General features: G+C 53.3%; 16 protein-coding genes and 1 pseudogene. 14 read left to right on the forward strand and 3 right to left on the reverse strand.

Going from position 1 to position 20,215, the window contains the following annotated elements; all coding sequences use genetic code 11:
• Nucleotides 1–735: 735 nt before the first annotated feature.
• Both AB4Z32_RS16900 and AB4Z32_RS16905 read left to right on the forward strand, forming a co-directional pair.
• Nucleotides 736–1,176, forward strand: coding sequence for a carboxymuconolactone decarboxylase family protein (locus AB4Z32_RS16900; protein WP_442123018.1), 441 nt, complete (start codon nt 736–738; stop codon nt 1,174–1,176).
• A 5-nt stretch (nt 1,177–1,181) separates the two neighbouring features.
• Nucleotides 1,182–1,589, forward strand: coding sequence for a cupin domain-containing protein (locus AB4Z32_RS16905; protein WP_442123019.1), 408 nt, complete (start codon nt 1,182–1,184; stop codon nt 1,587–1,589).
• Here the strand turns inward: AB4Z32_RS16905 and pdxR are convergent.
• A complete protein-coding gene (gene pdxR, locus AB4Z32_RS16910; RefSeq protein ID WP_442123020.1) occupies nt 1,586–3,019 on the reverse strand; it encodes a MocR-like pyridoxine biosynthesis transcription factor PdxR in 1,434 nt (477 codons plus the stop codon). The two genes, AB4Z32_RS16905 and pdxR, sit on opposite strands and share 4 nt — an antisense overlap.
• Before the next feature lie 214 nt (nt 3,020–3,233).
• Between pdxR and AB4Z32_RS16915 the strand changes: the two genes are divergently transcribed.
• Complete coding sequence (locus AB4Z32_RS16915; RefSeq protein ID WP_442123021.1) at nt 3,234–3,692, forward strand: RrF2 family transcriptional regulator; 459 nt, start codon at nt 3,234–3,236, stop codon at nt 3,690–3,692.
• Nucleotides 3,693–3,808: 116 nt separating this feature from the next.
• On the opposite strand, the gene AB4Z32_RS16920 is transcribed toward AB4Z32_RS16915, so the two are convergent.
• On the reverse strand, nt 3,809–4,234 hold the full coding sequence (locus tag AB4Z32_RS16920) for a hypothetical protein (protein ID WP_442123122.1): 426 nt from the start codon (nt 4,232–4,234) through the stop codon (nt 3,809–3,811).
• A gap of 24 nt (nt 4,235–4,258) precedes the next feature.
• Nucleotides 4,259–4,462 (reverse strand): annotated as a pseudogene (locus AB4Z32_RS16925) (TetR/AcrR family transcriptional regulator); the annotation flags it as partial.
• Between the two features lie 318 nt (nt 4,463–4,780).
• Between AB4Z32_RS16925 and AB4Z32_RS16930 the strand changes: the two are divergent.
• From AB4Z32_RS16930 to AB4Z32_RS16980, 11 genes are all read left to right on the forward strand, one after another.
• The gene (locus AB4Z32_RS16930) at nt 4,781–6,391 is read left to right on the forward strand and encodes a methyl-accepting chemotaxis protein (protein ID WP_442123022.1); all 1,611 of its coding nucleotides are present in this window, start codon (nt 4,781–4,783) and stop codon (nt 6,389–6,391) included.
• Between the two features lie 143 nt (nt 6,392–6,534).
• The gene (locus tag AB4Z32_RS16935) at nt 6,535–9,051 is read left to right on the forward strand and encodes a bifunctional diguanylate cyclase/phosphodiesterase (protein ID WP_442123023.1); all 2,517 of its coding nucleotides are present in this window, start codon (nt 6,535–6,537) and stop codon (nt 9,049–9,051) included.
• 262 nt (nt 9,052–9,313) lie between these two features.
• Nucleotides 9,314–10,357 (forward strand): multicopper oxidase domain-containing protein, encoded by a 1,044-nt coding sequence (locus AB4Z32_RS16940; protein WP_442123024.1) that lies wholly within the window; start codon nt 9,314–9,316, stop codon nt 10,355–10,357.
• A 12-nt stretch (nt 10,358–10,369) separates the two neighbouring features.
• Nucleotides 10,370–11,053 (forward strand): c-type cytochrome, encoded by a 684-nt coding sequence (locus AB4Z32_RS16945; RefSeq protein WP_442123025.1) that lies wholly within the window; start codon nt 10,370–10,372, stop codon nt 11,051–11,053.
• Nucleotides 11,053–11,427 carry a c-type cytochrome gene (locus AB4Z32_RS16950; protein WP_442123026.1) on the forward strand — a complete coding sequence of 125 codons (375 nt, stop codon included), beginning with the start codon at nt 11,053–11,055 and terminating at the stop codon, nt 11,425–11,427. Before AB4Z32_RS16945 ends, AB4Z32_RS16950 begins: the two co-directional genes overlap by 1 nt.
• Before the next feature lie 20 nt (nt 11,428–11,447).
• On the forward strand, nt 11,448–12,371 hold the full coding sequence (locus AB4Z32_RS16955) for a multicopper oxidase domain-containing protein (protein ID WP_442123027.1): 924 nt from the start codon (nt 11,448–11,450) through the stop codon (nt 12,369–12,371).
• A 205-nt stretch (nt 12,372–12,576) separates the two neighbouring features.
• Nucleotides 12,577–13,701 (forward strand): efflux RND transporter periplasmic adaptor subunit, encoded by a 1,125-nt coding sequence (locus tag AB4Z32_RS16960; RefSeq protein WP_442123028.1) that lies wholly within the window; start codon nt 12,577–12,579, stop codon nt 13,699–13,701.
• On the forward strand, nt 13,698–16,784 hold the full coding sequence (locus AB4Z32_RS16965) for an efflux RND transporter permease subunit (protein WP_442123029.1): 3,087 nt from the start codon (nt 13,698–13,700) through the stop codon (nt 16,782–16,784). The genes AB4Z32_RS16960 and AB4Z32_RS16965 overlap by 4 nt, the downstream gene beginning before the upstream one ends.
• Complete coding sequence (locus AB4Z32_RS16970; RefSeq protein WP_442123030.1) at nt 16,781–18,694, forward strand: cytochrome c biogenesis protein ResB; 1,914 nt, start codon at nt 16,781–16,783, stop codon at nt 18,692–18,694. The genes AB4Z32_RS16965 and AB4Z32_RS16970 overlap by 4 nt, the downstream gene beginning before the upstream one ends.
• A gap of 2 nt (nt 18,695–18,696) precedes the next feature.
• A complete protein-coding gene (gene ccsB, locus AB4Z32_RS16975; RefSeq protein WP_442123031.1) occupies nt 18,697–19,830 on the forward strand; it encodes a c-type cytochrome biogenesis protein CcsB in 1,134 nt (377 codons plus the stop codon).
• Entirely contained in the window at nt 19,827–20,090 is a 264-nt protein-coding gene (locus AB4Z32_RS16980; RefSeq protein WP_442123032.1) for a hypothetical protein, read from the forward strand. Before ccsB ends, AB4Z32_RS16980 begins: the two co-directional genes overlap by 4 nt.
• Nucleotides 20,091–20,215 lie beyond the last annotated feature (125 nt).

Consider the following 20,215-nt stretch of genomic DNA (forward strand, 5'->3'; position numbering starts at 1 on the left):
TGCCGCGGTCTACCTAGATTGGGCCGTAGCTGTACGAGGTTATGTTATGAGCATGTGTGATAACAATTTGTCGGCCGTTTTCGAATACGAAAGTGGCACACATGCCTGCCTCGACGGTAGAGAATTTGCACGACACCAGTCGTCTGCCAATTACTTCAGCAAGAGAACCGATGTCTGCATGTACAAACTCTAAGCTTGTGTTCTCGAATGACTGTGGTTCAGGTCGCTCTGCCAACGCTCGCCAATGCACAATGCCAGGGTCAAAGCAGAGTAAATGCCAGATGCCACACGTTTTCAGGTACGTGACTGCTGCGGTAGCTATCGTTGTTCCATTGACTCGGTGCGATTCACAGACGAAGCCTTCACATACCTTCCCATTAAGCGCTGGCGGACTTCTTATGAATTCGAACGCTTGCATGACATAACCCTTTTAACTCGCGGTTGTAGCGGTTCTGATAACCCTAGTACCGCAAAGAAGTGTAATCCCATCTCGACAGGTCCGCTCAAGTTTAACCCCTTGCGCAATCGCATTCTTCCAACGCAACGTACTAAGGAGTGGCCAACTTGGCTAGATTAGCACTTGAGCTCTCTTCGCTATTTGGTCCTAAACATTTAGCTGCGAATAAGCCTTTTCTTTGGCTCCTCGTTTTTCCTACACATTGGCTACCCGCAGAAGGCGTCTTGGTACCTACAATCACCACATCGCAACCACACAACCACCAAAGGAGAAACATCATGACGCAACGTACCGACTTCTACACCGCCTCCCCGGACGCAATGAAAGCCCTCATCGCCCTCGAGGTCGCGGTGAGCAAACTCGGCCTGGAAAAATCGCTCCTGGAACTCATCAAGCTGCGCGCATCGCAAATCAACGGCTGCGGCTTCTGTGTCGACATGCACACCACCGACATGCGCAAGGCAGGTGAGACTGAGCGCCGTATCAACACCGTCTGCGTATGGCGTGAAACGCCGTTCTTCACTGAGCGCGAGCGCGCGGTCCTGGCTTGGACCGAAGCACTGACTCAAGTGTCGACGTCGCATGCACCAGACGCAGACTACGAAGCGCTGGCCGCCTTGTTCTCGCCGAAAGAAATGGTGGACATCTCGCTCGCGATTTGTACTATCAACTCATGGAACCGCCTGGGCGTTGGTTTCCGTAAGCAACCGGCTGCGTGATTATCATGAAACGCTTCAGCTACTTGTTAGCAGCTTTCGTGGCTTGCTGCGCGCTGAACGCATCGGCGCACGACGGCCACGAAACCGGCAAGGAAACGCGAGCACTCCTGCAGCATCGTGCTCTTCCGGACGCCCCTGGTAAGGTCGGCATTATGGCTACGGTTCACTACGCACCGGGTCAAGCATCGATTCCTCACGAGCACCCTGGGTCTGTATTCGCGTACGTCCTTGAAGGCGAAGTTACCTCGCAAATGGAGGGTCAACCTCCAGTTACCTACAAAGCGGGAGAGTCTTGGTATGAGACTCCACATGCTGGCCATCTGGTATCGAAAAATGCCAGTAAGACTAAGCCAGCTACCTTAGTGGTGTTTCTGCTGATGAACGATGGCGAAGAGATTCTGAAACCTCGCTAACTCATCTCCTGCAAGATATCCCGGACCCGCATTAGTGCGGGTCCGATATCTAACGTTTCAATTGCGCCGTAACCCAAGAATAATCCCTTCTGAGGCGTACGTTCTGTATAGAAATCCTGAAGAGCATACAGTCCCACGTCTGCCCTCCTAGCCAATTTTTGCAGTAAACGAATATCAATATCCCGCGTTGCCACTGCTGCGACGTGAAACCCTGCAGTATTTGGGATTAAGCGGAACCAAGGCTCGAGCGCTCCTTGAAAATGCTTTATCAGCTCATCTCTTCGAGTCGCGTAAATCCCATGCCCTCTCCTGATGTGCTTCAGCAACGACCCGTCTTCAATAAAGTGTGCAAGCGCGTACTGAGCGGCAGCTGGGCTATGCCAGTCAAAGACATGCTTCGCCGCGAGGAGTGCCTTTACAAGTGCGGGAGGTGTAACGACGTATCCTAGGCGAAGCTCGGGGAGCATGACTTTCGAAAACGTGCCAACGAAGGCAACCACCCCGTGTTGGTCCATGCTCTGTAGTGAGTCCGTAGGACGTCCTTCGTACCGGAACTCGCTGTCGTAGTCGTCTTCAATGATTAGCGCACCGATTTCATGGGCTTTAGCAAGTAGCTTTTCACGACGCGCCTGGCTCATTGGCATTCCAAGGGGGAACTGGTGTGCGGGCGTCGTGTAAATCAACTTTGTTTCTGGAGGAATCTCATCAACAATGATTCCTTCCTTATCGACTCCCACGCTTACAACCTTCGCCCCTTGTCCAGTAAAGAGGAGCCTTGCCATAGGGTAGCCGGGGTCTTCCATGGCGACTACGTCGCCTGGCGAAACCATCACTCGCGTCAAAAGGTCGAAAGCCTGCTGCGCACCATTGGTGACAACAATCTCGGCGCTTGTGCAACGGACTCCTCGCGAGAAGCCACAATGCCGAGCTATAGCTTCACGCAGGGCAGGCACACCTTCAGTTGGCCCGTACTTACCTAAAAAACCATTGTTCTTTCGAAGTCCGTACAAGGTGCAACGGCGCCACTCATCGTGCGGAAAATGCGCGGGCGCCGGCATACCACCAATGAACTCGTACTTCGAACTACCCTCGGGCATTGGATGCCGAAGCGGGGTCTCTAGCGTTCTCCAAAAATTCAGCGTCGAATTGCTCTCGATTGCAGATTCGGTCTTGGCAACCTGCGTCGGCTCACGCGCCGAGTTGACAAAACTACCCTTCCCTATGCGACCGATGACTAGCCTGTCGTACGTCAGGCGAGAGTACGCATCTGACACGGGCTTCCTTGATATTCCCAGCTGTTCTGCGAGCAATCGTGAAGGGGGTAGTTGTTGGCCATGCTTTAATCGCCCTTCAGCGATAGCAGCAGCGATACCCCGATAGACCTGTCCCGAAAGGTCCGTGTCGCCGGAAATATGTAAGTGTAGTTCCATCGGACCTCCCTAAATTGTCAACCTGCTTGGATAGTAATGATGAAAATCTGGCTTGTTTTTCAATCTTTGAGCGCTATTAGCGCTTCTTAGGACATGTACACGGCCGTATTGTTGTCTAGGACAGTCGTCCTCTGGTCAGCATAGCTGTACGCTTGCACTCTGCATAGATATTTGGAGTATGCTTGAACATTCAGTTGAAATCTATCTTTAGCAAATGCGGCTCACAACGTACACGGACTATTCTCTCCGTACTCTGCTACACATCGGAAGCAACCGCGACCGTCTAGTCACTATCCATGAGATTGCAGAGCTTCATTCGATATCAAAAAATCACCTGATGAAGGTGGTACATCAGCTCGGCATCATTGGTGTCTTAGAGACAATCCGAGGCAGGAATGGGGGCCTGAGGCTCGCGCTTGAGCCGAAGGACATCAATCTTGGTGCAGTCGTGCGCTCTACTGAGAACGACTTCTACATGGCAGAGTGCTTCAATCCAAACGGCCAGCCTTGTGGACTCGTCGGTTCCTGCGGCCTGAAGACGGTCCTGTCTGACGCGACAGCTGCGTACCTGAAGGTACTCGATAGCAAAACTTTGGCTGACCTACTCCCAGAGCCTGCACCAGCTGCATCCCCCATCAAATTTCATCCCCGTGCAGTAGAGACAGAAAGCTAATTTCTTCACTGCGAACATGTTCCTATTGTCAATACTCTTAAAGATGTATATTATGTGTATCTATATGTGTTGTTGGCTACACTTATGAGAGGGACAGGCCTTCTAAAACAGAGCTCTTACCCGGCTTTTCCAAGCCTCTCCCACTCTTTCAAGATTGCATCGACAACAATATCCGCCATCGCTGCTGTGCTTGACCACTTCATTGTCTGTGTCATACGAGGAAAAGCAATCAGTCCATAGACTGCGGCTAACAGCGCGTCGGCAGCTAAACGAGGAGACATCGGATACTGAGGAAGGCTATCAAAAAACACTTGAATGGCATCGTAGTAGACATTCAGCGCGCGTACTACAACAGGAGCTTGCCCGAAGAGCTCAGCTTCGTCAGAGACAGACTCTTTCACCGGCATTGCGAAAAGAACATCAAAATGTTCCGGATTTTTTAGCCAGTAGTCGACGGTACCGATAAACAGGTTACGCAAGCGCAAGAGAGGGTCGGAGTGCTGCGATACCAGCATCTCGAAGACCGCGACCGCATCTTCCATATCTCGCTCACGAACAGCCCTATACAAAGCCCGCCAGTCAGAAAAGTAGCTGTAAATGGTTCCTGGACTGTATCCCGCCTCGGCAGCGATACGCCTCAGTGAGACTTTCGAAGGGTCTCCCTCTGACAGGAGCTTTCGTCCCGCGCACACAAACGCTTGACGCACCTTAGCCTTGTCTTCGTCGGCCCTAGCGCGCCCCTTACTGGCACTGTCTGTTCTAAAAGTCATCGTGGTTCCTGTGCGTTACGCCTGCTGGCCAAATAGTGTAACCGTACGAGCCGTCATGCAACAAAACTAAGGCAAGGACTTGATTACAACGGTCAATACAAAAACGTAGACACGCATAATTGAACGCGTATAATTAATTATCGCTGTTATGAAGATACCCGTCAAGGGTATGCCGGCAACTACACTTGTTGGCTCTTGTTAGTGCACCCTCCTAGGGTAGCGAATCAGTCCTCCAGCGATTGAACTTGATAAGCGGACTGCTTGGCGGTCTCAAAACAGTATCTAGTCACATCGACGTTAGGACACGAAAGGCGAACGATGAACAAATTTAACGTAGGCACCAGGCTCACCATCGGCTTTAGCTGCATTTGCCTGCTCCTCTTTGTAGCGATTGCGACGGCCATAATCTGCCTCTCTGATTTAGGCGCTGGCACTCAGCGAATCGTCAACGAAAACGTACCTCGGATAGCTGCTTCGAACGCGCTTCGGTCCGAGGTCGACAGTATTGCCATCTCACTCAGAAACATGATGTTGAATGCCGATGCTAAGGACCGGGCGCAGCAGACTGCTGTTATCGAAAACGCTCGTACAAACATCGAGCGCCTCAGCGGCGAATTGAGTCGTATAACGCTAGCTGAACAGGACCGCCAGATTTTAAAAACGGTAATTGAACGCGGCGAAGCGTATCAACGTGGCCAAACTCAACTGCGTGAAATCATTGCTAAAGGAACTGAAGACGAGGCGAAAACGTATCTGTCAACGCAGTTGCGCCCAGTGCTTCTCAAGTACAAAGAAGCGCTGAAAGCGCAGATTTCCGCACAAGAACAGCAGATTAACGACGTTGGCAAAGAAGCTGTATCCAGCTATTTTCACTCCCGGAACACCCTACTCGGCCTAGGCGCAGCTGCAATCATGCTTGCAATTGGAATCGGCTTTCTGATTCGACGCGGCCTCCTGACTCAGCTTGGCGGGGAGCCCTCTGTTGCTGCTGCAATCGCGAACGCCATCGCGAACGGTGACCTAGCCGTTAAGGCAGTCGTTAAGCCTCATGACAAATCGAGCATGATGTTTGCGATAGAAAGCATGCGGGTACAGCTTTCGAATCTTGTTGGCCAGGTACGAGTATCGTCTGAAAAAATCAAAAACGGGTCCTTGGAGTCAGCAGCCGGGAATCAAGAGCTGGCAAGCAGGACTGAGCAGCAGGCAAGCGCGTTAGAGGAAACCGCGGCGTCGCTTGAGCAACTTACTGCGACCGTCGCGACGAACGCTCAAAATGCCGTTGTGGCTAACGAGCTAGCTGTGTCAGCGTCGATGGTAGCAAAGAAAGGCGGCATCGCGGTTGAGCGCGTCGTTGAAACCATGGCATCGATTAACGAGGCCGCAAGGAACATTTCCGAAATTATTTCAGTTGTCGACGGCATTGCGTTCCAAACGAATATCCTTGCGCTTAACGCTGCGGTCGAGGCAGCCAGGGCTGGCGAAGAAGGTCGCGGATTTGCAGTCGTCGCCGGAGAGGTTCGAACTCTTGCGCAACGCTCTCATGCTGCCGCCAAAGAAATTAAGTCCCTTATCGAGACCGCTGTCCAGCGTACAAACGAAGGAGCGACCTTTGTAGCTGAGACCGGCACTACGATGGAGGAGATTATTTCGAGTGTTGGACGGGTTACCCAGACGCTTGGAGAAATTACTACCGCTAGCGCTGAACAAGCTTCGGGCATTAGCCAAATCAACGCTGCGGTCGTTCAAATGGACAATGTCACGCAGCAAAACGCTGCTTTGGTAGAAGAGGCAGCAGCAGCATCTCAAGCGCTAGAAATGCTCGCAAGCGACCTCAGCAAGACTGTCAGCGTCTTCAAACTGGACAACAGTGCTCAATCCAATTCGAGCAAAGCCGCTAAGCGCGTACCTCTATATGCAGCGCTTGCCTAGGTAAGAGGACCCGACTCAACTCATAGCCAGCGCGCGCTGTAGTTGTGCGCTGCCAATTCCATTAATAGCGGCTTTTGCCTGCCTCGCTACTGAGCGAGTAAGACGAAGAAGCGACTTCGCGAACCAGCCGAAAGGCAACCTCCATGCATAACCACCTACAGCGGGACGTCAATTCGGCTGGGTCGGCCAAGGTTTTTACGCTGCCTACCAATGCTGACGCAAATCTAATCTCTAAGCCGGGCGTCCCTGAAGAAGGACTCACAGCACTGGCACAAATGTTCTTCGGCCTCAACGCCCTTCCTGATGGCAGCTTGCAACTCTCGTATGTCAGCCGGGAGTTTTGCGCTGTCCATGGGTTCTCTCGAGCACACGGAATTACGTTGCGAGAGGTGCTGTCAGTCATTCATCCAGATGACCGCGACCGCTTCCAAGCCTCGTTCATGATATCGGCTAACGCCGGCGCCCCCTGGCTTCATGAATACCGAGTTGTACGACCAGGCGGCCAGGTAATCTGGCTGTCTGGCAGTGCGCTCCCTAATTCTCCCGATAAAGGTGACACTAAAACATGGACCGGCTTTGTCGTCGATATCACCGAGAGAAAACTACTTGAGGAGAAGTCCCGCTCGCTAACTGAGCGGAATCGGCTACTCATGCGTACCGCGACGGACGGGTTACATATTCTCGATAGCGACGGCTACGTAGTCGAAGCGAGCGACAATTTCGCACGTCTACTTGGATATACGTCCGCCGAACTTCAAGGCATGCACGTATCACACTGGAATGAGAAGTGGGACCACGACGGAAAATGGGCAAAGCTGCATGGGAAAGAGGGAAACTCAACAGTCTATGAAGCTGTGTTTCGGCGAAAAAATGGCCTTCTTTTCCCCGTTGAGGTCTTCTCGTCCACTGCAGCGTTCGGCGGAACAATATACGTCAGCAATACCGCTCACGATGTAAGTGGCCGCAAACGAGACGAAAACGAGCTACGGATGGCGGCCGCAGCGTTTGAAGCCAAACAATGCATGTTCATCACAGACGCCGTGCGTCGAGTCATCAAGGTCAACTCCGCTTTCTCCCAGCAAACTGGGTACGAACCACATGAGACTATCGGCAGACTCCCTCCAATATTCAGGTCTGGATTATACGACGACACTTACTTCTCCGAAGTTTGGAAGCAGGCGCGGCAGAAAGGATTCTGGAGCGGCGAGATGCTCAACCGTCGTAAAGACGGGTCTGTTTATCAAGCTAGGGTATCTCTTACGGTTGTCAATCGTGCAGATGGCGCAATTTCAAGTTACGTTGGGACGGAAGTTGATATTACGGCGGAAAAAGAAGCAGAAAAACATATCACCAGGCTAGCGTATTACGACGCTCTCACTGGACTTCCAAACCGGCGTTTGCTCCAAGAACGTTTGAGTCACTCCTCAATCATTAGTCGTCGTACAGGCCTACTTGGAGCGCTACTTTTCATTGACTTGGACAACTTCAAACAGTTGAATGACCAAGCAGGGCATGACGTAGGCGACATGCTCCTTATTCAAGTTGCAAAGCGTTTGACCGGAGGCTTACGAGATGCGGATACCGTTGCCAGACTTGCTGGCGACGAGTTTGTCGTCGTACTAGAGAACTTGGCAGATAACGCATTAGATGCAGCTCGTCTGGCCGAAGGCGTGAGTTCTAAAATACTTGCCGAGCTTAACGAGCCATATGAGCTGCTAGGGCATGAACACAGCTGTACGCCAAGTATTGGCTTTACCCTATTTGGCGAGCGTGATGAAACCGTTGAAGAGCTCATCAAGCGAGCCGATTTAGCTATGTATCACGCCAAAGCAATGGGCCGGAACGGGATACGTTTCTTCGACCTAGAGATGCGAAGGTCTCTCAAGGACCGGGCGACCAGAATAGACGAGATTAAACGTGGAATCAAGAACCGTGAGTTTGAACTTCATTATCAGCCACAACTTTCCATGGACGGCACAATCTTTGGTGCAGAGGCACTTGCACGTTGGAGGCACCCAACAGCTGGCCTCCTGATGCCTGCGGATTTCATCCCTCTTGCCGAAGATGCGGGGTTGATAGTCGACCTCGGCCACCTCTTGTTAGATATCGCTTGTAACCAGCTGGTTATTTGGTCTCATGTTCCGGCCCTCTCTGAGACATGTATTTCGGTCAACGTGAGCGCCCGACAGTTTCGACAAAAAGACTTCGTCCAAAGGGTGATGGAGAGACTGGAAGAATCAGGTGCCATCCCCGAAAAAATACTCTTAGAAATCACGGAGAGTGTATTAGTCGACAACATCGAAGATACCATCTCGACAATGAATGCCCTAAAGGCCGTGGGAATACACTTCTCTCTCGATGATTTCGGAATTGGTTATTCGTCGTTGTCGTACTTGAAGTTATTGCCGTTCGACCAACTAAAGATTGACCGCGCGTTTGTTATCGATATTTTAACAAACGAAAAAGACGCGGCCATTGCATCGACCATAGTCTCACTAGGAAAAAACCTTAACCTTGATGTGGTTGCTGAGGGCGTCGAATCCATGGAGCAGCGTGGCTTCCTAGAGAACGTTGGGTGTCAAGCTTTCCAGGGTTACCTAATCAGTAAGGCCTTGGAACCGGCACAGTACGAGCTTTTTGTCCTCACTCACAAACCCTGACAACGCAGGCTGCGGATGGGTAGCCCTATCACAACGTAGCGTAGGCACGGTTCAACAGTTTAGGTGTCCACGTTAAGGCGGCAGCCTCGTTGACTCAGCGTGACTGAACGCATGCAAAGGGATTCCACAACCCATTGAAAGGAGCAAAAAAATCCTTGCAGGAAATTTTAAACATGTATACGATATACATGTTTAAACCGGAAACGCGATTTTTTTTATCGCAAAAGAAGTATTTCAAATACATTTATCTGTAGGAGTAACTATGCGAACGTTTTCCAACGTTTGGCGCTGCGTAGCGCTAGCAGCAGTGTTTGTACTTAACGTCGCGCATTCGGCAGATGCTTTCGCCGCGGTACGCAAGTTTGAGATGAACATCGAAGACACACGTATTACTTTAGTAGAAAAGCAGCAATATCACACCTTTGCCTTCGCCGGACAGGTCCCTGGTCCTCTGTTCTATGTAGACGAGGGAGACCAGATTGAGGTGAACGTGAATAACGTCACCGCACTCCCCCACTCGGTGCACTGGCACGGAATGCTGCAAAAGGGGACGTGGAAGATGGATGGTGTCCCCGGCACTACGCAAGAAGCAATCAAACCTGGTGAAAGTTTCACCTACAAATTCACCGCCGAGCCCTCCGGCACCATGTGGTATCACTGCCACGTCAACGTGAACGAGCACGTCGCACTGCGTGGTATGTGGGGACCGTTCGTCGTGCGTCCTAAGAAGCCGACTGCGCTTGAAAAGACTGTCACCAAAGAATTCATCATGATGCTCTCGGACTGGGACTCGAAGTGGTCGAGTAAGCCCGGGTTTGGTGGAGTGCCAGGTGACGTCTACGACTTCTTCACCATCAACGGAAAGTCATTCCCGGACAACCAGCCTCTGCGCGTCAACAAAGGCGATGTGGTTCGTCTGCGATTCATCGGCGCCGGCGACCTGGTCCACAGCATCCACCTCCACGGCCACATTATGAAAGTCGCGTTCAAGGACGGCTTCCCTCTGGCTAACCCCATCAGCGCAGACACCATCCTTGTCGGTCCAGGCGAACGTTACGACGTGATTTTCACGGCAGACAATCCTGGCCGCTGGATGATTCATGACCACGTCGATTCGCACACCATGAACGGTGACCGTCCTATGGGCGGGATTATGAGCGTCCTTGAGTACAACGAAATCAAGCCGGACGACTTTTATGACTGGAAGGCCAAGAAATTTGAACCGAACTTCTATTACGAAGAGTCGCTGAAAAAGGGTCCGGGCGTCTACACGAATGATGGCTTCAAAGGCCAGGCTGTTCAGTAAAGAGGTGAACTTATGAAAGCTACTCGCCTCCTCTCAGCGCTCACGGTCCTCATCGCCTCCGCTTTAAATGCTCAAGCTGCCGACTTGCTTTCACAGCAGTGTGTCTCGTGTCACGCGATTTCGAAGCCGGCCGATACCTCGCTTGAACGCATGTTAGGCCGCGGTGGACCAGACCTCTACTACGCCGGCAACAAGTTTAATAAAGCATGGCTGCAGGCTTGGCTGCAGAACCCCACTGTGTTGCGTCCAGGCGGTGTGATGTATGCAAAGACCGTTAAAGCTGGCGCCGACCGTACGGTCGACACTATTGACGCGTCGAAGGTTCCTGCCCATCCGAAGCTGTCTGCGGCGGATGCAGCAGTAGCCGCAGACCTGCTCATGGCTCTAAAAGTCGACGGATTGGTCACGCCAGGCGCCTTCAAAAATGAGCCGCCGAACTCAATGGCGCCGATGCTGTTCTCAAAGCTTCGTGGATGCACCTCATGCCACACCGCTAAGCAAGGTGGCAGCGCAACTTCGGGCCCGGAGCTCTACAGCGCTGGAGACCGTCTGCAACCTGACTTCGTCTACGCGTTCACGAAAGACCCACAGAAGTTCGATGCCCACACGTGGATGCCGACCTTAGGTCTCACGGACAGCGATTTGCAGAAGATTACGGGTCACATCGCAACGCTCAAGACGTCGGAGAAAAAATAATGAGGCTCTTCAACAAGAACTGGGTGCTCCTCGCAATCGCAACTGGGTATGGCCTGTGTGCGGCGGATGCGGTCCGTGCCGACGAAGCGCACGCGGTGAAGCTCTACAACACCTACTGCGTGCAGTGTCATGGGATTAACCGCGATGGCAACGGTATTAACAGTGCCGCAATGGCTGTCAAGCCACGCGACCACACTGACACTAAGTCGATGGGAGATACCCCAGATGAAACGTTATTCAAGGCCATCAAGGGCGGTGGCTTAGCAGTGAGCAAATCAGTTTTAATGCCCAAATGGGAAGGAGTATTAACGGACGACGACATTAAAGAACTAGTGGCATACCTGCGCGTGGTGAGCAAAACCACATCGAAGTAAATTCAAAACATAGGGAAAATATGAAAAAAATTAGTATGAGTGTAGCCGTCGCCCTGGCTCTCCTCGGTGCGACCGCTGTACAAGCTAAGACCGTCAAAATCACGATGACCGCGAAGGAAGTCGAACTGCCAATCGACAACAAGGGCACGATGTATCGCTCTTGGACGTACGAAGGCATGGTTCCCGGCCCGGTTGTGCACGTGGAAGAAGGTGACGTCGTCGAGTTCACTCTCTACAACGACAAAACCAGTAAAAACTCCCACTCGATGGACTTCCACGCAGCACGCGTCGACGTGGTGAAAGACTTTGAGCAAGTGAAGCCAGGCGAAAAAGGCAGCTACACCTTCAAGGCAGATTACCCAGGCGTTTTCTACTACCACTGCGGCGCGGACCCGATGATTCAGCACATCGCGCGTGGCATGTACGGTGCAATCATCGTCGACCCGAAAGACAAAAACGCGATGCCTAAGGCAGACCGTGAGTACGTCCTGATTCAATCGGAACTGTACGCGAACCCTGACAGCCAGGCTGACATGATGGCGAACAAGTGGACGAACGTCATGTTCAACGGTGGCGTCTTCAAGTACGACCCAGTTCACGACCCGGCAGCGACTCGCATGCTGCAGGCGAAGCCGGGCGAACGCGTCCGTATTCACTTCATCAACGCTGGCGCAAACGAATTTGCTTCGTTCCATGCAATTGCAGGTATCTGGGACCGCGTCTACCCAAGTGGTAATCCGAAGAACGTTCTGCATGGTCTGCAAAGCTACGTCGTGGGCCCTGGCGACGCCTCCTCGTTCGACATCATCTCACCGGTCGAAGGCGCAAACGCCTTGGTAACGCACTCGATGCGACAAGCCCTGACTGGTGGTATCGCCATCCTGCAATACACGAAGGACGCTGACCCGAAGATGGGCCGCGGCGACAACATCCTGGTGCGATAAGCACTGCGCTGGCGGGCGGCGCCCGCCAGCTTCAAAAGACGAGAACGATATGGGTATTCAAAGACGACAGTTTCTTCGGGGTCTCACAATCAGCTTGGGTGTTAGCGCATTAGCGTTAGGGACCTACGGTGCGACTACGAGTGCACGAGCTTCTGAGAAGAAAAAGCTCCCGACTACGAATGACCAGGTGATGTACACCTGCCCTATGCATCCACAGATTTTGCAAGACCATCCCGGCAACTGCCCAATCTGTAACATGACGCTAGTGAAAGTGGCGAAAGGGAAGACCAAGCTACACAGCGAAGCTGTGCACGTTGACTCCCTCGCTCAACAAAAGATTGGCGTGAAGCTCGCCACAGCAACGACGGCCACCATTGCCCAGTCTATCCGCTCTTTTGCGACCGTAACGGCCGATGAAAGCAAAGTCGTCTCCGTCAATCCCAAGGTAGAGGGGTGGCTACGCAAAGTTGCGATTCAAGGCATCGGACAGCCAGTCCGCCAGGGGCAGGTTCTCTATGAAATCTACTCTCCTGAACTGCAGCAGCGCCAGAGGGAATATATCGACCTACTAACCCGTAAGGATGGCCTGCTTGGCGACAGCATGACTGTCGTTAGCTCGAACGCGGCCATGATTGGAAGTCTGGCGAAAGAGAAGTTCCGGGCGCGTGCAAGGTTACTGGCCGCTGACATGAGCGAGGACTTAATCACTCTCCTTGAGCAGTCGCGTCGTGTAATAGACGTCGTCCCGGTAAGAGCAGTACATAGCGGGACTATTACAGCCCTCAGCGTCCATGAGGGGAACTACGTCAACCCCATGCAGCAAATTTGTTCTTACGTCGGAACCGATACCGTTTGGGCGGAGGTCTCGCTACTGCCTGACCAAGCGAACCTCATAAGAAACGGTGACCGTGTAACCGTACGCTCGAGCGTAGATAACGGCCACCTCGAGTACGCACGTGTATCGATGGACACGCTCCAGTTCGACCCTGTTTCAAGGACGGCGAAGCTCCGGTTCGCTCTCAGGAACGACCGTGGCAACTTCCGCCCTGGCGCGTATGCCGAAGTCAGCATCGAAGCCGCCAAGCGCAAGGCTCTACAGATACCGCGCGACGCGCTCATCCGCACTGGGCAAGGTGACTTCGTCGTGGTTGCAGAACCAGACAACCACTTCCGCAGGGTAAAGGTAACGAGGGGCATTGAAAGCGCTGATAACGTGTCAATCCTTGCGGGGCTCGCAGAAGGTAGCAAGGTAGTCGCAAACGGGCAGTTCTTACTTGACGGCGCAGCCTCAATGCAGGCCCTGCAGGCGCGTTTGGAAAGCCGCCTGTGATTTCCCGAATAATTGTCTGGTCCATACGCAACCGGCTGATGGTGTTGGTGGGCGCCATCGCACTGTTCGTCGGTGGACTATGGTCGTTGCAGCGTCTGTCGCTAGATGCTTTGCCCGACCTCTCAGACGTCCAGGTCATCGTTAAAACTGACTACCCAGGCCAAGCTCCTCAGTTGGTCGAAGACCAGGTGACGTATCCGTTAGCTGGCGCCCTCCTCGCAGTCCCTGGCACAAAAGCCGTACGTGGCTTCTCGATGTTCGGAGAGTCATTTGTCTATGTCATTTTCAAAGATGGGACTGACCTTTACTGGGCCCGCTCTAGAATTCTTGAAAATCTTGCACAAATGAGCAGCCGGCTGCCCGCAGGTGTCGCGCCGACCTTGGGTCCCGATGCCTCAGGCGTTGGCTGGGTCTTCGAATATGCACTTACCGACAAGACCGGCAAAACGTCGCCCGAGAAACTGCGGGCAATACAGGACTTCTTTCTCAAGCTTGAGCTGCAAAGCGTACCTGGCGTCGCAGAAGTAGCAAGCCTGGGAGGTATGTCACGACAGTTCCAAGTGGACGCTGACCCTGCAGCGCTTGCAGCCCACAAAATTGAAGTAAGCAAAGTGGCTGAGGCATTGCGGGATGCGAATCAGTCATCTGGTGGCTCGCCAATAGAAATGGCTCGAGCTGAGTACTTGGTTCGTTCGAACGGCAACCTCAAAACCATTGATGATTTCCGCAATATCCCAGTGGCCGGCGACGGCGCGATTGTGCGCCTACAGCAGCTGGCCAACATCAGTATCGGCGCGCAGGCTCGTCGCGGCGTAGCTGACTTGGATGGTAAAGGTGACGTCGTCGGCGGCATCGTAGTTATGAGGCATGGGGAGAACGCCCTGGCTACCGTTACAGCCGTGAAGTCGCGTCTCGAGCAGATGAAGAAGTCCCTGCCTCCTGGTGTGGAAATCGTAACGACTTACGACCGCGGCGGACTGATTGAGCGGGCCGTGAGTACGCTGAGAGACAAGCTTCTGGAAGAGTCCATCGCAGTCGCTGTCATATGCGGGATTTTCCTTTTCCGGGTTCGCTCTGCGCTCGTCGCGATAGTGACACTGCCCTTAGGAATACTGGTTGCGCTCTGGATTATGCGGGTTCAAGGCGTATCCGCTAATGTGATGTCGCTCGGCGGAATCGCCATTGCAGTGGGAGCTATGGTGGACGCGGCGATTGTGATGATTGAAAACATGCATCGCCAGCTGGAACTGTCGCCTCACAAAGTAGAGAAAGCAGACATTTGGCCGGTAGTCGAAAAAGCGGCGGTAGAGGTTGGCCCTGCCCTTTTCTTTTCGCTCATCATCATCACGGTCTCGTTCCTCCCTGTCTTGACCCTGAGCGGACAAGAGCATCGTCTCTTCGCGCCGCTCGCATACACCAAGACCTACGCGATGGCCGCAGCGGCGATGCTCGCTATTACCCTGACTCCGGTTCTGATGGGCTACCTGATAAATGGCAAGCTCGCGAGCGAATCGGCTAACCCGGTCAATACCCTCTTGAAACGGCTCTACAGGCCTGTGCTGAAAGCCGCACTTGCCTGGCCGCGCTTGTCCATCGCTCTGGCTTTGCTGGTCCTCGCAAGTACTGCCCTTCCGTTACAACGACTCGGCAGTGAGTTTATGCCGCCTTTGGATGAGGGTGACTTACTCTACATGCCAACGACGATGCCCAGCATCTCCGCAGCCGAGGCGTCTGACCTTTTGCGAAGAACCGACCAGATAATTGCGTCGATGCCCGAGGTCGCACGTGTCTTCGGTAAAGCCGGCCGCGCTGAAACTGCAACTGACCCAGCTCCGCTGTCGATGTTCGAGACCACTATTCGACTGAAGCCACGCAAAGACTGGCCGAAGGGTTCGGCTCGCACGAATGAAGAGCTCATTGCAAAGCTAGACAACGCGATAAGTCTCCCTGGACTCACCAATTCATGGGGCTTTCCAATCAAGACTCGCATTGACATGCTGTCGACTGGGATTCGCAGCGCCCTTGGAATAAAAATCAGTGGTTCGGACTTTTCCGCACTCGAAAAGCAGGCAGACGAGGTAGCCGCGCTTCTGAGAACACTGCCAGAGACTCGGTCCGTCTTCTCAGACCGCGTTGGAGGTGGGCGCTACATAGACGTTGACATCAACCGCGAAGCGGCAGCGCGCTACGGTCTTTCGGTCGCAATGATTCAAGGCAGCCTGCAGAACGTAGTTGGTGGTCAGGTCGTCGGCACCGTCGTCAACGGTCGTGAGCGCTATCCAATAACACTGCGCTTTCCAAGCGCTGACAGGGACGGTGCTGCTGCGCTCGAGCAGCTGCGGTTGACGAACGCGGCCGGCGTCCAAGTGGCATTACAGGAGGTCGCTACGGTAGCTATCAAAGATGGCCCTGTAGAGATAAAGAGCGAAAATGCTCGACCTGTAGCTTACGTGTATGTCGACCTTTCGACTGGAGACGTCGGGAAGTACCTGAAAGAAGCAAAGGAGCTCCTCAACGCCAAGCTGCAGCTGGAGCCTGGCACCACGCTGACGTGGCAAGGCCAATACCTCGCGTTCTTGGAGGGCCAAGCGTCACTGATAGCAGCTATCGTCATGACCCTGGTTGCCGTTGCCTCCCTCCTCTACCTGCACTTCAAGCACCTCTCCAAGGTCGCACTGGTCCTGCTGTGCCTGCCATTTTCGGTCAGTGGCGGCATTTGGCTGACCTGGCTGCTCGACTATCAACTCTCCGTCGCCGTTGTCATCGGTTTGATTGCGCTCGCAGGCGTTGCCACAGAGTTCGGCATTGTCATGCTGCTCTATCTCGACCAAGCGCTTGAAGAGAATCCTGAGCATCCTCGTGACGCTATCGTCGCAGGCGCCTTGCTCAGGTTACGGCCGAAGTCGATGACGGTAGCAGTAATCCTTGGCGGTCTGCTGCCAGTAATGTTCTCGGACGACGCCGGCGCCGATGTGATGAAGCGAATCGCTGCGCCATTAATTGGCGGGATGGTCACAGCTCCTATGTTTTCGCTTCTTATCATCCCCGTGGTCTACCTCTACCTGAGCCGGAGGAAGCTGTGAAGCGAGTCCTTAACTTACTTCGTTCCATGCGTTTTGCCATCGGCATTTTGGCAGTTGTAGCGGTGGCTTCAAGCATCGGTTCGATACTTGAACAAAACCAGCCGAGCTCTCTGTATGTGAGTAAGTACGGAGAAGTTTGGTCAACTTTTTACTCGCTCTGTGGACTCGACGACATCTACCACGCTTGGTGGTTCTTTGCGCTACTTGGCTTCATGACCCTATCGACCGGCCTTTGCGTACTGCAAAATACGCCTGGGATGTTACGGGACATGCGGAGCTACCGGGAAAATAAGAGCGTCGCCAGCCTTAAAAAGCTTGAGTACAGTGTTCAGTTGCAGGACGTCAGTGCTAGCGAACACCTGAAGACAAGACTGCGTAGGTACCTAAAGACTAGCGGGTATGCGTATCGCCTCAGTTCAACACCTGATGGTGCTGTTACGTTAGCGGCACGACGTGGCGCAGCACGCCGCGCTGGCTATCTGCTTGTCCATAGCGCGATGGTTCTAATATGTATCGGTGGCCTTATCGATGGCAACGTGCTCCTACGTCTACGCCTCTGGACGGGCGCTGCAAAAATCGAGACACATGAGCTAGCACCGAGCGACGTGCCCGCAGTCAGCCGTTTGCACGCCGACGCAGGCTCGTTTCGAGCGACCATGAACGTCGCCGAAGGCAAGGCAAGTAACACAGCCTTGGTTCCTATGGGCGATGGATACCTTCTGCAAGAACTTCCATTCTCTATTGAGTTGAAGAGGTTCAGAGTCGAACACTACGCTAGCGGACAGCCCAAAGACTTCGCCAGCGATATCGAGATTGTTGACGAAAAAGGTCGACATCCAGCCACCTTGCAAGTCAACAAGCCGTACACCTTTCAAGGCGTCACCCTGTATCAATCAGGCTTCGCCGACGGGGGAAGCGGAGTTGAATTGGAATGGACGTCTCCAGGACAAGCACCCCAGAGAATCGTAGGCAATGTAGGAAACAGTACCCCCATTCTCTTGGCAGGTAAGCCCAACACCATTGAGTTCACGGACCTACGACTGATTAACGTCTTCGCGAAGGACGACGGTGGCCCAGCTTCTGGGTGGCATTCCCACGCTAAACCTGGTGAACGGGTTCATGACGTTGGCCCGTCGTTAGCGTTCCGTGTCCGCGACCAGCTTGGTCAAGCCGACGAATGGCTTCTGTATCAAAAACCTGCAGCTATCGATGGCGCGAACTGGTTTCTCGTTGGCCGGCGCTTATCCCAAGAGAGCGCGATGAAATACTGGCGGCTTCCTGCCGACGCGAACGCGAGCTTGGCTAGTTACCGCGGCTTGGTGGATAAACTTCTCAGCAACGAGTCTCGGGTCCTGGCGGCGCAAGCTGTCGCACGCAGAACAGCTGACCCAAATGTAGCGAGTGCACTGGAAGCAGCTGTTAAGCGCCTCCTCGATACCTTCGCGACGAGTGGGTATGGCGGCGTTGCCAAACTCGTCCCAGCAACGATTCCACAAGAGGAGAGGCTACGCACCGCTCAGCTTTATGCGCAGCTGCTACAGACGGCTGCAGAAAGCGTTGACCCCACCTTGCCGCCAAGCTTTGTTCACAATGTGCTCACCTCTTACAGCGAAACGCTTGAAGCAAAGCTTCCTGACGTTTTCCATCTGACGAATTTTCACGTTCTCAACGCTTCGGGTATTCAGGTGACGCATGCACCTGGAGCCAACATTGTCTACCTCGGCGCGGCCCTGTTGGCACTGGGTGTGATTGCGATGTATTTCGTACCGGAGCGCCGCCTTTGGCTCAGGGTGTTTGACGGACAGCTACTCATTGCGTTCACGGCAAACCGCCCAGGCCCCGGGTTGAGCGGGGAATTCGAAACCATTCAGGATGAAATTAAGTCAATTGCTCTTCTTTCGAGAGAATAACCATGAATATGTACCCGACCATTTCAACGCGTTCATATGACCCGAGAAAAGTTCTTAGCGCAACTTACATAGTAGCTCTAGTGTTAGGCTGTCTCTATGTCTTGATGCGTTTTTGGAGCAACATCGACGTTTATGACATTGCGATTCTAGTCATTAGCCTCCTTGGCATGTCGGCCATGGCGCTAATGTGGCCGTCATTGCAGCCACTAACCGTTGCGTCAGCCGTTTTAAGTCTGATAGCTATCTCCATCTATAGCGGTTCTCTCGAGCGCGGTGACCACGCGTTTGTCCTGAAGTATTTTCTTTCTAGTCAGTCTTCCATCATGTGGATGGGACTGCTGTACTGGAGCGCTACGGTCCTCTATCTGTTCGGCTGGCTACGCCAGTCCTCCTCGGGCCTACTATACGGCAGTCGAGTTGCATGGGTAGGAACGACAGCTGGCCTTACAGGCTTACTAGTGCGCTGGTATGAGTCCTATCTGCTCGGCGCAGAAGTGGGCCATATCCCAGTGTCGAACCTGTACGAAGTGTTCGTGCTTTTCAGCTTCCTCACTACGCTGCTCTACCTCCACATTGAATGGCAAACCAAGGACCGAAAACTTGGTGGCTTTGCAATGCTTGTGGTAAGCGCTGCTGTAGTGTTCCTTTTTAAGTACGGTCAGGGAGCACACGAAATTCAGCCATTGATACCGGCTTTGAAGTCCTACTGGATGAAGGTTCACGTCCCTGCGAACTTCATCGGATACGGCGCATTCTCGTTAGCCGCCATGTTCGGCGGGGCCTGGCTGCTTGCTGGTAACCCGTTCTTTGCGACCAGGCTGCCTTCTCGTCAATGGCTCGATGAACTGTCGTACAAGTCTGTAGCTTTGGGCTTTGTCTTCTTCACCATTGCAACGATTCTTGGTGCGCTCTGGGCTGCAGAAGCATGGGGTGGGTATTGGTCCTGGGACCCGAAGGAAACGTGGGCACTAGTCGTCTGGCTCAACTACGCAGCGTGGCTCCATGCCAGATTGGTGAAGAACATCCGCGGCGCTCTGTTGGCGTGGTGGTCTCTCCTAGGCTTTTGCATCACGCTTTTCGCGTTTGTCGGAGTCAACATGTTTTTGTCTGGCTTACACTCCTACGGTGCATTATGACCGCACACCAGTGGGCTTACCTCATGCTTATAAGCGGCACCGCACTAGCAAATTTAGCGGTGGCGCTAACAAACACACCGGCGCGCAACGTCCTTGCGTGGCTGTTCGGCTACGCAGTCTGGATGCTGGCTTTCCACCACATCGCTATCGATGTCTCCCCGACGGTAACCGCACCTTGGGAGCTTGTAGCGACAAGTTTCGCCTTCTTCGGCGTACTTGCATTCCCGGCAATAGTGTGGCGCTACTTCTACCGCCGATAAAGATGTATTTAAAATGCTTGTTTAAACTTGCTTAGCGGCATATACTTTTAATCGTCAGCAGAAGGAACGTAAAAAACGCTGCTTCTGCATCAATAACTGTTTGGACGCCCCTAAAACGCTATTTA

Origin of the sequence: Massilia sp. 2TAF26, assembly GCF_052115005.1 — a bacterium.
In the GTDB taxonomy this organism is placed as follows: domain Bacteria; phylum Pseudomonadota; class Gammaproteobacteria; order Burkholderiales; family Burkholderiaceae_D; genus Telluria.

What these genes read in the sequence shown, in the direction of transcription:
- AB4Z32_RS16900 (WP_442123018.1), top strand. Translation starts at nt 736, where the DNA reads ATGACGCAACGTACCGACTTCTACACCGCCTCCCCGGACGCAATGAAA.
- AB4Z32_RS16905 (WP_442123019.1), top strand. Translation starts at nt 1,182, where the DNA reads ATGAAACGCTTCAGCTACTTGTTAGCAGCTTTCGTGGCTTGCTGCGCG.
- pdxR (WP_442123020.1), bottom strand. Translation starts at nt 3,019, where the DNA reads ATGGAACTACACTTACATATTTCCGGCGACACGGACCTTTCGGGACAG.
- AB4Z32_RS16915 (WP_442123021.1), top strand. Translation starts at nt 3,234, where the DNA reads ATGCGGCTCACAACGTACACGGACTATTCTCTCCGTACTCTGCTACAC.
- AB4Z32_RS16920 (WP_442123122.1), bottom strand. Translation starts at nt 4,234, where the DNA reads ATGGAAGATGCGGTCGCGGTCTTCGAGATGCTGGTATCGCAGCACTCC.
- AB4Z32_RS16930 (WP_442123022.1), top strand. Translation starts at nt 4,781, where the DNA reads ATGAACAAATTTAACGTAGGCACCAGGCTCACCATCGGCTTTAGCTGC.
- AB4Z32_RS16935 (WP_442123023.1), top strand. Translation starts at nt 6,535, where the DNA reads ATGCATAACCACCTACAGCGGGACGTCAATTCGGCTGGGTCGGCCAAG.
- AB4Z32_RS16940 (WP_442123024.1), top strand. Translation starts at nt 9,314, where the DNA reads ATGCGAACGTTTTCCAACGTTTGGCGCTGCGTAGCGCTAGCAGCAGTG.
- AB4Z32_RS16945 (WP_442123025.1), top strand. Translation starts at nt 10,370, where the DNA reads ATGAAAGCTACTCGCCTCCTCTCAGCGCTCACGGTCCTCATCGCCTCC.
- AB4Z32_RS16950 (WP_442123026.1), top strand. Translation starts at nt 11,053, where the DNA reads ATGAGGCTCTTCAACAAGAACTGGGTGCTCCTCGCAATCGCAACTGGG.
- AB4Z32_RS16955 (WP_442123027.1), top strand. Translation starts at nt 11,448, where the DNA reads ATGAAAAAAATTAGTATGAGTGTAGCCGTCGCCCTGGCTCTCCTCGGT.
- AB4Z32_RS16960 (WP_442123028.1), top strand. Translation starts at nt 12,577, where the DNA reads ATGCATCCACAGATTTTGCAAGACCATCCCGGCAACTGCCCAATCTGT.
- ccsB (WP_442123031.1), top strand. Translation starts at nt 18,697, where the DNA reads ATGAATATGTACCCGACCATTTCAACGCGTTCATATGACCCGAGAAAA.
- AB4Z32_RS16980 (WP_442123032.1), top strand. Translation starts at nt 19,827, where the DNA reads ATGACCGCACACCAGTGGGCTTACCTCATGCTTATAAGCGGCACCGCA.